Origin of the sequence: Halorientalis sp. (assembly GCF_028275115.1) — an archaeon.
Lineage (GTDB): Archaea > Halobacteriota > Halobacteria > Halobacteriales > Haloarculaceae > Halorientalis.
The window spans coordinates 77,401-89,527 of sequence record NZ_JAQCNH010000027.1 but is presented as its reverse complement, the minus strand read 5'-3'; the positions used below and the strand labels follow the sequence as shown (position 1 = coordinate 89,527).

The window sequence follows — 12,127 nt, the reverse complement described above, 5'->3', positions numbered from 1 at the left end:
CGACGTGGACCCGTTCGACAGTGCCGGTCATGTGTTCAGTTGCGAACGGACTCTCAAGAGCGTACCGAGACACCGCCCCGCCCCGGGAAGGGCCGGTCGAATACCGCGCGTTCAGCCAGATTTACAACACCGCCCGTTGGAGTTGCAGGTGATATGGACAGGACGGTTGCCATCATCGGCGGGTCGATGACGAAGTTCGGCCAGCGAGACGCCTGGATACGTGAACTGCTCGCACAGGCGGGCGAAGCGTGTCTCCAGGACGCCGGCGTCGGGCCGAACGCGGTCGACCACGTCTACGTATCGAACATGGCCAGCGGGGAGTTCGAGGGACAGACCGGGATTATGAACGCGGTCACCCACGACCTCGGCTTGATACCGGCGTACAGCCAGCGAATCGACCAGACCAGTTCCAGTGGCGGGGCGGGTATGTACGCCGCCTGGCAGTCGGTCAAGTCCGGGGCCAGCGACATGACGCTGCTCGTGGGCGGCGAGAAGATGACTCACAAGGGCACCGGTGGTGCGACCGACATCATCGCGTCGATTACCCACCCCGCCGAGTACAAACAGGGTGTCACCCTGCCCTCCTTCGCGGGGATGACGGCACGGCACTACCTCGAGACGTTCGACGCGCCCAGAGAGAGTCTCGCGAAAGTCGCCGTCAAGAACCACGAGAACGGCACTCGCAACCCGAGGGCGCAGTTCCAGAAGGAGATTACACAACAGACGGCAATGGAGAGTCCGATCATCGCCGATCCGCTCCGCCTCTACGACTTTTGCCCGATCACCGATGGCAGTTCGGCGCTCATGTTCTGCCCCGTCGAGGTGGCCGAACAGTACGCGGACGACTACGCGGTCGTCTCGGGTGTCGGCGGCGCGACCGATACCCACGTCGTCCACGAACGCGACGACCCGACGACGATGGGTGGCGTCGTCGACTCCGGAGAGGAAGCCTACGACATGGCCGGGGTCGGTCCCGACGACATCGACGTGGCCGAACTCCACGACATGTTCACTATCCTCGAGTTCCTCCAGATGGAGGGGCTCTCTTTCGCCGAGAGGGGCGAGGCCTGGAAACACGTCGAGGAGGGTCGCACGGAGATTGACGGCGAGCGCCCGATCAATACCTCCGGTGGGCTGAAATCGAAGGGACACCCGCTCGGGGCCAGCGGTGTCGCACAGGGCTACGAAATATACGAGCAACTGGTCGGTGAAGCCGGCGACCGACAGGTCGGAGCCGAGACGGGGCTGGCCTGCAACGTCGGCGGGTTCGGTAACTGCGTTATTACTACCATCATGGAGGAAGCATAATGCCGATGGACGCCATCCGCTGTCCGAACGGTCACATAAAGTACCCCGCGCACCCGCGCTGTCCGGAGTGTGGCGAGGAACCGGTCGAGACCGTTGACCTGAGCGACCGCACAGGTGAGGTGGTCACTTGGACGAAAAGCACCGCGACGCCACCCGGAGTCCGGGAACCGAACGTCCTGGCGTTCGTCGAGTTCGAGGTCGACGGCGCGTCCGTGCGTGCGATGGGACAGGTCGCCGACAACGCCGACGTCGAAACCGGCGACGAGGTCGAACCGGTCTACGTGGAAGCGCTACGTGAGCCCGGTGTCGGGCTCAAGCCCGCCGATGCGGACCAGGAGTGGGACGGATATCGTTTTCGGCTCTCTGAATAACCGTTCCGCCCGAGCCGGAGGCCGAAGACGGTGACACAGGCCGATGGCGCATGCCTCGGTCTTCAGGCGTGGACGGAGGTCAATCGTGTCGTCACGGTGGGGACGCCTGGCAGAGAGCAACGGAATCTAGTCCGAGAGTTCGACGAGGTCCGTCCGTTCGGGGGCCTCTGACTCGACCGGTCGGGCGACGCGACCCGGCGCAGCTTCGATAGCGTTGAGACAATCGAGGACGGACCGGGAGCCGTCGTTCGTCGAGTGTGGATACACGGCGTCGAGTTCGCCATCGCGGTAGACGGCGAGACAGAGCGCGGGCAAAACGAGCCACTCGCCACGGTCACCCGTCTCCATCGAATAACACGTCCGGGTGTCGAAGAACGGGTCGAGCGAGACGCCGGTCTCGTCGGCCCAGGTCCGGAACCGGTCGTACCTGGTGAGCTCGTCGTGGTTCTCCGAGAGGGGCACTTTCCTCTCCCACGTCTCGACCGTCACGTCCGTGACGTGACCGTCCGCAGCGAGTTGTTCGAGTCGCCCTGCGACCTGGTCCCGCCGCCGTGACGCGACCTCGGGCAGCGTGGACCGAGCGAACAGTTCGATTCGTGTCCCGGCAGTGCTCCCGTCACCAGTCATTCGTACTACTGAGTGACAGGATAAGGGAAATAAAACCTGCTATGTTGCGCTTCGTTGACACTGTTACCCACGGTGTCGAGGGGTGGCCACAGCGCGACGGACGAAGGTGGCAGCGCTTACTCTGGCCGAGTCCCGTCGTCGCCGTCGGCGTCAAGGTCGTCCTTGATCGACTGGAGTTCTGCGTCTACGTCCACCGGAACGGTCGTGCTGGCGGTCGTCTCTGCGTCGTCGTCGGTGGACCTGGTTTCGGCGGCGAGTCGGCCGTCGATCTCGTCGCGAAGCGACCGCGCCTCGGTGAGGACACGTTCGGCTTCGTCGTCGGTGGGCCGTCCCTCGACGGCGTCCTGTACGTCTGCCAGTACGTCGTCGAGTTTCTGTACGGTGGTCTGACTGAGTTCGACCGCGCGGTCGCGGACCGCGGTATCCCGGTCGCGGGTGCGGTCGCGGTCGGGGTCGGGGTCGGCGAGTCGAATCGCCCGCTGGAGCAGTCGTAGTGCGCGGACGTTCGCCTCGAGTATCAGGATTGCGCTCGGAATTGCCACTTCCTCGGTGAATCGAAGGAGTTCCCGCGGCGAGGGCGGGCGAAGTCGCCCTCGCTCCCCCGGTTCGAGTTCGCGCTGAAGATCCCGAAGCGACCGTGCGAGGTCCGCCGCGAGTCGCGCAAGGTCCTCGTCGCTGGCCGAATCGCTCATACTCCATGTATGGCGGCTCGGGTCTTAAGCCCGGGTCCTCACGACTGGTCGGTGACCCGGTTCCCAGCCCAGCGAGCAGTTATGAGCGGCAAGTTGGTACAAATCTTATAGTTTCGGGCGCGTAAACTACGCCGATGAGCCCGAAATCCGCGGCATCGAAGCTTCCTGGCGCGCTGTCGGGTCTCAGACGCCGTGGAGGTGGAATCCTCGTCGTCGGCGCACCCGACGGACAGCGACGACTCTGTGGCCGGCTGCTCGGCTCCTCGGAACGAGAACGCGGTGGACTCGCGCCTACGGGCGGACTGTCCCCACGGAGCGACGGTCGTTCGGGGGCGACCACCTCAGGCGACTGCCTGCACCGCCGGCGCTTTCCTGCAGTCGTCGTCGCTGGCGGACCGTGTGACCGAGAGTATCAGCCATCGGGGAGACGGCCTCGTGCCGTCGGAGTTACGCGTCTGCCTCGGCCCGGTCGCACCGGACTCGATCCAGGCCAGTTCTCTCCTCCTAAAGGCCGTTCTCGACGAACTCGGGCAGGTACACGCACTCGGCCACGCCCACGTCTCCGAGTCGTACGACAGCGCTGGCACTTCCCCGACCACGGTATCAGCACGGACTGGATTGGTTTAGGGTAACCAAAACGCTTTTAGATTTAGGCCCGCCTAAGGTCAGGTAATGAGTCACAAGCCGGACACCGTTGACGACGCCGAACCGATGGCCGAACCTGCCGACGACGCACCGCTAATCAAGAGCCACAACGCGACCGACGAGCGTACCGTCTTCACCGAGGACGGGAACACAGACGGCTGGATTGCGACGGATCTAACCGTCGAGTGTAAAGAATAGAAGCGTTTTCGAACGACGGAGCGGCTCTCGCGGCCGACGACGCTTACTCGCTGCCCGTCTCGAACACGAGCGTGTCGTCTTCGAGGTAGTGGTCGATGTGGTGGGCGTCGTCCTCGGTTTCGACGAGAATCTGGCGGAGAATCTCCGCGGTGGCGTGGTCGCCGAGTTCGGTCGCGAGTTCGACGTGTTCCCGGAGGCTCTCGATAACGTCGCCGTAAATCTCCATGTCGTTTTTCAGCGAGGTGCGAACCGAGTACACGTCGCCGTCCTCGTGGTCGACGCCGGCTCGTTCCGAGAGGTTGGGCATGCTCGATACCGGTGCGCCGCCGATGGCCTGGAGCCGCTCGGCGAGCTGGTCGGCTGCCTCTTCGGCGTTCTCGGCGGCCTCGCCCAGGAAGATGTGGAGGTCGCGGAACTCCGCACCCTCGACGTTCCAGTGGTGCTTGCGGAGCTGATGGTAGAGGACGAAGGTGTCCGCGAGGTCGTCGTTGAGCGCTTCGACGATCTGCTCTGCCTTCTCGTCGTCCAGCCGCAGGGCGTTCTCCTCGACTTCACCGTACTCTTTTCGGACAGTTTTCTCAGTACTCATCTCATATAGATGGTGGTCCCGCGGTCTCATAAGCTTTGGGATAGTAAAACTATTTTTCGAATCTACAAAGTTGCTTTTGGTCAGCCGAAACCTCGACCGGGTTTCAGGGACGATTCAGGACCATCGCGCGCTCGTCGTCGCCGACGCTGGCCCCGGTCTCGCGTCGAAGTTGCTCTTCGTGCGTGTCGAGTACGGCGTGAAGGCTGGCCTCCGGGATGTCGAGTGCTGCTGCGAACTCGTCCCAGACGTGAGTGTGTAAACGCAGGTAGTAGGTATCCTCGGTCCGCCGGAGGACCGGTTGTCCGTGAAACTGTGACCGCCACTCGTAGACGATGTCCTCGACGCCGGGGTTGTCACGGACCTGCTGCTGGTGTCGACGAAGCAGGTCGCGCAGGGTCGCCTCGTCTGTGTCGTGACGGCCAGCGACCGTCGCGAGCAGGTCCTCGTCGAACGGGGCAAGCAGGGCCTCGGTCATGGCCTCACTGAACGGCGGGAAAATAAAAACACCGTCGCCGGTCCGATAAATTCATTCCCCCGTGGCCGAAGGTGGCTGTATGCCAGATCGTTTCGCTCGCGGTTCCTGGCGGTACGCGGCTCCCCCTGCCGTCGTCGGCTTCTTTCTGTTGCCGTTCTCACTCCTCGGTGCGGCTGTCGCGTTCCTCTCTAGCGGCGCGGCACTGGGGTTTCACCGGGACCCCGACCGCAAACCAGTCGCTGACGGTATCCTCGCGCCCGCCGACGGAAGGGTTTCCGTCGTTCGCGACACGGACGACGGGCTCCGTCTCGGTGTGTTCATGAACCTGACCGATGTCCACGTCAACCGCGCGCCGCTGTCCGGAACTGTCGAGAGCGTGACACACTCACCGGGCGGCCACTGGCCGGCGTTCACGAAGGAATCAGACCGCAACGAGAAGGTCCACGTCGAGTTCGCGGAGTACACTGTGGTGCTGATTGCCGGGGCGGTCGCGCGCCGAATCCACCCATACGTGGAACCCGGCGAGACGGTCGAGCGCGGCCAGCGAATCGGCCACATCTCCTTTTCCAGCCGGGTAGACGTAATCCTGCCCGAGGGCGTCGAGCGTGCGGACCTCTGTGTCGAGAAAGGCGACAGCGTGCGGGCGGGTGAGACGCGACTCGTCGACCGCTAATCGGTCGCCGTCTCGGTGTCTCCGAACTGTTGCGCTGGCCGGTTCCCCGAGCTATATTTGTCCCGGTGGCGAACCGGCGAACGATGGGCGAGTTAGCGACGATGTTCGCGCCCGACCGGGTGGCGGTCGTCGGCGCGACCGAGAGCGAAGGATCGGTCGGCCACGCCATCACATCGAACCTCGCCACCGATTACGACGGCGAGGTGGTCCCGGTTAATCCCAATGCCGATTCCGTTCTCGGCCGACAGTGCTACGCGGACGTCGGTTCGGTGCCGGGGACGGTCGACGTGGCAGTGGTCGTGGTACCGGCATCCATCGCCGTGGATGTCGTCGAGAGCTGTGGCGAGGCCGGCGTCGAGAACGTGGTCGTCGTCACAGCCGGGTTCAGTGAGGCCGGCAGCGACGGGGCGAACCGCGAGCGCCGCCTCCACGAGATTGCCGACGCGTACGACCTCAACGTCGTCGGGCCCAACAGTCTGGGCATCATGAGTACCGGCGTCGAGATGAACGCGACCTTCGGGCCGGAGAACGCACAGCCCGGCCCCGTCTCCTTTATGAGTCAGTCGGGCGCGTTCGTCACCGCGGTACTGGACTGGGCCAGCGACCGCGACGTGGGGTTCAAACACATCGTCTCGCTCGGTAACAAAGCGGTGCTGGACGAACGCCACTTCGTGGCCGAGTGGGGCGACGACCCCGGGACTGACGTGATTCTGGCGTACCTCGAAGGAATCGAGAACGGCGGCCAGTTCATCCGGACCGCCCGCGAAGTCACGCAGGACACACCGATTCTGCTGGTCAAGTCCGGTCGCACGGAGGCAGGCGCGTCCGCGGCGGCCTCACACACAGGGACGATGGCCGGGAGCGAGCGCGCGTACGAGGCCGGACTGGAGCAGGCAGGCGTCCTCCGTGTCGAAACAGTACAGGACCTGTTCGACTACGCCGGCATCCTCTCGGCACAACCGCTCCCCGAGAGCGACGGCGTGGCCATCGTCACGAACGCTGGCGGTCCGGGTGTCATGGCGACCGACGCCATCGGCGACTCCGACCTCGACCTGGCGTCGTTCACCGACGACACGGTCGACAGTCTCGCCCGGGCCCTGCCCGCAGAAGCCAACGTCTACAATCCAATCGACGTGATCGGTGACGCCGACGCCGAGCGGTTCCGCGAGGCCATTCGTATCGCACTGGCGGACCCGAACGTCGGCGCGACCATCGTGCTGGCCTGTCCGACCGCCACCCTGCGCTTCGAGGACCTAGCCGAAACAACCGTGACGTTGCAGGCAACGTACGAAACCCCCGTGGCGGCGTCGCTGATGGGTAGCGATTCGATCCGGGCGGCGCGGGCCACCCTCTCGGAAGCCGGCATTCCGACGTACTTCGACCCGGCTCGGGCGGTCCGAAGTCTCGACGCGCTCAGGGAGTTTCGCGAGATCCAGGCCCGCGAGTACGCCGAACCCGTCGAGTTCGACGTAGAGCGCGGGCGCGCCCGCAGGGTTCTCGAAACCGCCAAGCGCCGCGACACGAACAGTCTCGGCGTCGAGGCGATGGACCTACTCAGCGCCTACGGCATTCCCACGCCGGCGGGCGAAATCGTCGACGGCACGACCGAGGCCCGCGAGGCGGCCGAGCGAGTCGGCGACGGCGAGGGTGTCGTTATGAAGATCGTCAGTCCGGATATCCGGCACAAGTCGGATATCGGCGGCGTCGAGGTCGGCGTCCCGCCCGAGGCGGTCGGTGATACCTACGAGGACCTGATTACCCGGGCGCGCAGCTACCAGTCCGACGCGACGATTCTCGGTGTCCAGGTCCAGGAGATGCTCGACCTGGACGTTGCCACAGAGACGATCGTCGGGATGAACCGTGACCCGCAGTTCGGACCGCTGGTCCTGTTCGGGCTGGGCGGTATCTTCGTCGAAGTGCTGGAAGACACTACGGTGAAGATCGCACCGGTCAGCGAACCAGAGGCCGAATCCATGGTCGACGAGATCGACTCCGCGCCACTGCTGCGGGGGGCGCGGGGCCGCGAGCCGGTCGACGAGGCCGGCGTCGTCGAGACGATCCAGCGGCTCTCCCAGCTGGTGACGGAGTTCCCGGCGATACTAGAGCTAGACATCAACCCGCTCGTCGCGACGCCAGATGGCGTCTCGGCGGTCGACTTGCGACTCACCATCGACCAGGAGCAACTATGAACCCGATACTCGTCGGTTCGACCGAGGCAAGTACAGGCAAGACGGCCGTCGCGCTCGCGCTGGCACGCCACGCCGAGGACGACGGGCAGTCGGTGGGCTACATGAAACCGAAAGGTACCCACCTGCAGAGCGCCGTCGGGAAGACTCTCGACCAGGACCCGATGCTGGCCCGTGAGCTGCTCGATCTAAACGAGCAGATGCACGAGATGGAGCCCATCGTCTACTCGCCCACGTTCGTACAGGAGGCCGTCCGCGGCCGCGAGGACCTCGACGCGCTCCACGAGAGCATCACCGACAACTACGCTACCGTCGCCGACGGGAGAGATGTCGTGATAATCGAAGGTGCCGGCGAGTACACGACCGGTGGCGTCATCGACCTGACCGACCCAGACCTGGCCGACCTGCTGGACGCTCGCGTCCTGCTGATCGCCGACTACGACGACCCCTCGGACCTCGACGGCCTACTGGGGGCCGTCGACGCCTTCGGTGACCGACTGGACGGCGTCCTGTTCAACAGCGTCTCCGACGACGAGTTCGACGAACTCACCGAAGACGTCGTTCCGTTCCTGCGGGAGCGGGACGTCACCGTCTACGGTGCCATCCCCACAGTGCAGGAACTGTCCGGTGTCACGGTCGGTGAACTGGCCGCGGAACTGGGTGCCGACGTCCTGACCAGCGACGCCGCGACGGACGCCTACGTCGAGCGGTTCCTCGTCGGTGCGATGGGCCGAGACGCCGCTCTGTCGGGCTTCCGGCGGGCACGAGAAGCGGCAGTCATCACCGGCGGCGACCGGTCTGACATCCAGACGGCCGCGCTCGGCGCACCAGGAATCGAATGTCTCCTGCTCACCGGCGGGCATCGCCCCAGTGGTGCCGTCGTCGGCCGCGCCGAGGAGGCGGGCAAACCCGTTCTGCTCGTACAGGGCGACGCCCGGACGACAGTCGACCGGGCCGAATCCGTCGTCCGGAGCGGCCGCACCCGCGACCTCGGGGCCGTCGAGCGGATGGGTGACCTGCTGGCCGACGCAGTCGATCTGGACGGGTTGTTAGCAGTCGAGGAGTAAAATTTACGTTCCAACATTCTGTCGAATAAACAACAAGAGTGTAGATTTATACAGATTCGCGCCAAAATATGGAGTGGAGCCAGTTGGCTCCGTAGTGTCACACACCGGGGGCACACGTCCCCTGGTTTTCCTGTTCCGCCGACTGGCGAGTGGCCACGCCGTTACTCTAGCAGGAACGCCGAGTCCGCGAGGTGTTCGTCGACGCCCGCCACCGCGTCGCCGGGTTCGTCGAGAGAGAGCGGCGGCAGCGTCTCGACCGGCACGCCGGTCATCTCCGACACGACGCTCGGGTTGGTTCGTTCCGCAGTAGTCTCGCCCGCGTACTCGTTGCAGACGATTCCGGCGACAGCGACGCCCCGCGCTTGCAGCGCCTCGACGGTCAGCGCAGTGTGGTTGAGCGTCCCGAGGCCCGAGCGGGCGACGATCAGTGTCGGCATCTCGAGGTCCGCGACGAGGTCGACGACTTCCCGGTCGTCGGCCAGCGGGACGCGGAGCCCGCCGATCCCTTCGACGACACCGACTTCGGCGTCGGCCACTGCCTCGCGGCAGTCCGACAGGATGGCCTCGTACGAGAGGTCTGTATCGACCTGTTCGGCGGCCACGGCGGGGGCGAGAGCCGGTTCCAGTCGCCTGAGACACGTCGCAGCCGTCTCGTCGCCACACGCCCGAGCGACGAAGGCCGCGTCGTCGTCCGGCGGATAACCGGTCTGGCAGGGCTTGACCGCACGGGCGTCGACGCCGGCCTCGCGGAGCCGACCGACCAGTCCCGCGGTGACGACGGTTTTGCCCACGGCGGTGTCGGTGCCGACGACCGCGAAGTCGCACAGGTCGTCGAACGCGCCGGTCATACCAGTTCCAGCTCTCGGCCGGCCTCGCGGAACGCCGCGAGACAGCGGTCGATCTCGTCCTCGGTGTGAGTGGCCATCGGCGCGACGCGAACGCGACTCGTGCCCGCCGGCACCGTCGGCGGCCGGATGCCCGGGGCGACGACGTCGCGGTCCCGGAGGCAGTCGTCGAGCGCCATCGCGTCGTCGCGGTCGCCGACGACGACTGGAAGAATCTGCGTCTCGCCCCAGACCTCGTAGCCGGCAGCTTCGAGGCCGTCTCGGAGGCGGTCGACGTTCGCCCACAGTCGCTCCCTGTGTGGGTCGTCCTCTCTGGCAATCCGGAGGGCCTCCCGCGCGGCTCCGGCGGCCGGTGGGGCGAGACCGGTCGAGAAGACGAACGACCGCGCGGTGTTCAGCAGGTGTTCGACCAAGCTCTCACTGCCGGCTACGTAGCCGCCCTGACTCCCGAGGGCTTTCGAGAGCGTCCCCATCTGGACGTGAACCCGGTCCGAGAGCCCCGCACGTTGGACGGCTCCGCCACCGTTCTCGTAGAGGCCGGTGGCGTGCGCCTCGTCGACCATCAGCCACGCGCCGAAGCTTTCGACCACGTCACAGATCGCTTCGAGCGGTGCAACGTCTCCGTCCATGCTGAACACGGAATCGGTGAGGACGAGCCAGGACTCGTCGGACCCGGCCGGAGTCGCGCCTGCCCGTTCGTCCATCTCCGCCCGCAGATCCGACGGGTCGCAGTGGTCGTACACCACCGTCTCCGCGCCGGCCTGCCGACACCCGTCGACGATGCTCGCGTGATTGAGTTCGTCCGAAAAGACTACGTCGGGCCCGAGCGCCGAAATCACGCCGACGTTGGTCGCGTAACCCGAGGAAAATACCAGCGCTCGCTCCGTGTTTTTTGTGTCCGCCAGGTCCCGTTCCAGTGCGCGGTGGGCCGGCGTGTCGCCGGTCACGAGTCGGCTCGCACCCGCGCCGGTGCCGACCTCGCGTGCGGTCTCGGCCGCCGCTCGTTGGACGCGTTCGTCACCGGCCAGCCCGAGGTAGTCGTTCGCGGCGAAGATCAACTGCTCCGGACCGTCGAACACGGGCGGGGCGTTCCCGGGGTCGTCCGCGATAGGGGCTCGCGCCGTCACGTCCGCGATGGGTGTGAGGTCTCGACGCAGGCTCTGGCGTTCGCGTTCGGCGAGTCGGGCCGCGGGGTCGAACCCGCGGTCTGAACGCTCGTTCCCGGTGGCGGCCCCCCCGCGCGATGTGTCGCCGGACATCAGAATCTGGGCAGCAGGTCGGCGGGGCCGAACACGCCGTACTCGCCGGCGCGGTTGCGGCGGACGCCCGCTTTCAGGTAGCCCAGTGCCGGACCGTTGACGTTGGCCGCCATGCTCGTTGCGTCGTCGAGCTCGAAGGTGTTCGTCCCGGTTTCACCGTCGAACGTCGTCCCGGTGACCCGGACGGTGGTCGTCGTCGGTTTCTCGTCGCTGGTCACGTCGAGAACCCCCCCGACGGTCACGTCCTCGGCGTCGCAGACGCCGGCCCGCTCCAGCAACACGTCGTCGGCGTGTTCCATGTCCTCGAACTCGATGACGCCGTCGTGGTCGTCGATGACCGCTTCGATTGCTTCGTCGCTCATCTCACGGGCATCGTCGATGTCGTACTCGGGCAGGTGGGCGATGTCCTCTCGTACCGTACCGCGGTTGTCCTCGTACCCGGACTTGAGTCCGACACCCCACCATATTTCGACGTCCTGAATCTCGACGAACGACTGGGCGGCGATGGCCGCCGCGCTGGTGAGGAAACCCGGGGTCGCTCCCGCCCCGCAGACGAATGTGATACCCTGCTGCTCGAACTCCCCGGCTCGCTCATCGAGCATGTCGATGACCCGCGAGCGCTTGAGGACGTCCAGGAGGACGCCCTCGTACCCGGCCTCGGCGAAGCGGTCCGCGACTCGCGGGATGAAATCGTGCTCGAAGTTCGGGAGCGCGATCAGGACGGCGTCCACGGCATCGCTCGCCTCGACGATGTCCCCGATAGGTGTCTCCGTGGGGTCGGCCTGCACAGAGGCGGCGACGCCGGCGTTCTCACCGGTCTGTTTGACGCCACTGGACTCGGTACCTGCGTCGCCAGCCGCGGCAGTGCCACCGTCTGCTCGCGGCTCACTGCGTTCGCCGCTCGCTCGGTCCGAGTCGCTTCGCGACTCGCTCGCGATGTTGCCTTCCGTCGCCGCGAGCAGTTCGTCCACGTCGAGTCCGTCACGGTCGACTGCGACCCCGTTGCGGTCACACGCCGCGACGGGCGTGAGGTTATCCTTCTCTTTCGAGACGTCGAGTGTCCGTCGGCCGATACCACCGCATCCCAGTACCGCGAAGTTGACTTCGTGCATGGTTGAATCCGTCTGTCCGCTAACGACGTCCGAAGACGCCGTTCGCTGGTCCGGAAGGTCGCCCGCTGGTCGCCCTCCCG

13 protein-coding genes are annotated in these 12,127 nt (G+C 65.7%); 6 read left to right on the top strand and 7 right to left on the bottom strand.

All coding sequences use genetic code 11. The features are described from left to right. Positions 1–153: 153 nt before the first annotated feature. Entirely contained in the window at positions 154–1,308 is a 1,155-nt protein-coding gene (locus Q0964_RS04470) for a thiolase family protein (protein WP_299263923.1), read from the top strand. After that, the gene (locus tag Q0964_RS04465; protein WP_299263920.1) at positions 1,308–1,679 is read left to right on the top strand and encodes a Zn-ribbon domain-containing OB-fold protein; all 372 of its coding nucleotides are present in this window, start codon (positions 1,308–1,310) and stop codon (positions 1,677–1,679) included. Before Q0964_RS04470 ends, Q0964_RS04465 begins: the two co-directional genes overlap by 1 nt. A gap of 126 nt (positions 1,680–1,805) precedes the next feature. On the opposite strand, the gene Q0964_RS04460 is transcribed toward Q0964_RS04465, so the two are convergent. Continuing rightward, positions 1,806–2,306 carry an HTH domain-containing protein gene (locus Q0964_RS04460; protein ID WP_299263917.1) on the bottom strand — a complete coding sequence of 167 codons (501 nt, stop codon included), beginning with the start codon at positions 2,304–2,306 and terminating at the stop codon, positions 1,806–1,808. Between the two features lie 116 nt (positions 2,307–2,422). Further along, complete coding sequence (locus Q0964_RS04455; RefSeq protein ID WP_299263914.1) at positions 2,423–2,998, bottom strand: DUF7547 family protein; 576 nt, start codon at positions 2,996–2,998, stop codon at positions 2,423–2,425. A 672-nt stretch (positions 2,999–3,670) separates the two neighbouring features. Here Q0964_RS04455 and Q0964_RS04450 point away from each other — a divergent pair. Beyond that, positions 3,671–3,841 (top strand): DUF7331 family protein, encoded by a 171-nt coding sequence (locus tag Q0964_RS04450; RefSeq protein ID WP_299263932.1) that lies wholly within the window; start codon positions 3,671–3,673, stop codon positions 3,839–3,841. Between the two features lie 43 nt (positions 3,842–3,884). Here Q0964_RS04450 and dpsA read toward each other — a convergent pair whose 3' ends face one another. Both dpsA and Q0964_RS04440 read right to left on the bottom strand, forming a co-directional pair. After that, complete coding sequence (dpsA, locus tag Q0964_RS04445; RefSeq protein WP_299263911.1) at positions 3,885–4,430, bottom strand: DNA starvation/stationary phase protection protein DpsA; 546 nt, start codon at positions 4,428–4,430, stop codon at positions 3,885–3,887. 103 nt (positions 4,431–4,533) lie between these two features. Continuing rightward, a complete protein-coding gene (locus Q0964_RS04440; RefSeq protein ID WP_299263909.1) occupies positions 4,534–4,905 on the bottom strand; it encodes a DUF8048 family protein in 372 nt (123 codons plus the stop codon). A gap of 79 nt (positions 4,906–4,984) precedes the next feature. On the opposite strand from Q0964_RS04440, the gene Q0964_RS04435 reads away from it, so the two are divergent. From Q0964_RS04435 to Q0964_RS04425, 3 genes are all read left to right on the top strand, one after another. After that, entirely contained in the window at positions 4,985–5,578 is a 594-nt protein-coding gene (locus tag Q0964_RS04435; protein WP_299263906.1) for a protein sorting system archaetidylserine decarboxylase, read from the top strand. 83 nt (positions 5,579–5,661) lie between these two features. Then, positions 5,662–7,767: an acetate--CoA ligase family protein gene (locus Q0964_RS04430; RefSeq protein ID WP_299263902.1), complete on the top strand. Its 2,106-nt coding sequence runs from the start codon at positions 5,662–5,664 to the stop codon at positions 7,765–7,767. Next, positions 7,764–8,831 (top strand): phosphotransacetylase family protein, encoded by a 1,068-nt coding sequence (locus tag Q0964_RS04425; protein ID WP_299263899.1) that lies wholly within the window; start codon positions 7,764–7,766, stop codon positions 8,829–8,831. Before Q0964_RS04430 ends, Q0964_RS04425 begins: the two co-directional genes overlap by 4 nt. A gap of 161 nt (positions 8,832–8,992) precedes the next feature. Here the strand turns inward: Q0964_RS04425 and bioD are convergent, their stop codons facing one another. Genes bioD through bioU form a run of 3 tightly spaced genes read right to left on the bottom strand, consistent with a single transcriptional unit; the run spans position 8,993 to position 12,047 of the window. Beyond that, the gene (gene bioD / locus Q0964_RS04420; protein ID WP_299263897.1) at positions 8,993–9,679 is read right to left on the bottom strand and encodes a dethiobiotin synthase; all 687 of its coding nucleotides are present in this window, start codon (positions 9,677–9,679) and stop codon (positions 8,993–8,995) included. Beyond that, positions 9,676–10,935 (bottom strand): aminotransferase class I/II-fold pyridoxal phosphate-dependent enzyme, encoded by a 1,260-nt coding sequence (locus tag Q0964_RS04415; protein ID WP_299263895.1) that lies wholly within the window; start codon positions 10,933–10,935, stop codon positions 9,676–9,678. Before Q0964_RS04415 ends, bioD begins: the two co-directional genes overlap by 4 nt. After that, positions 10,935–12,047, bottom strand: a complete 1,113-nt coding sequence (bioU, locus tag Q0964_RS04410) for a (S)-8-amino-7-oxononanoate synthase BioU (protein WP_299263892.1) — start codon at positions 12,045–12,047, stop codon at positions 10,935–10,937. Before bioU ends, Q0964_RS04415 begins: the two co-directional genes overlap by 1 nt. Positions 12,048–12,127 lie beyond the last annotated feature (80 nt).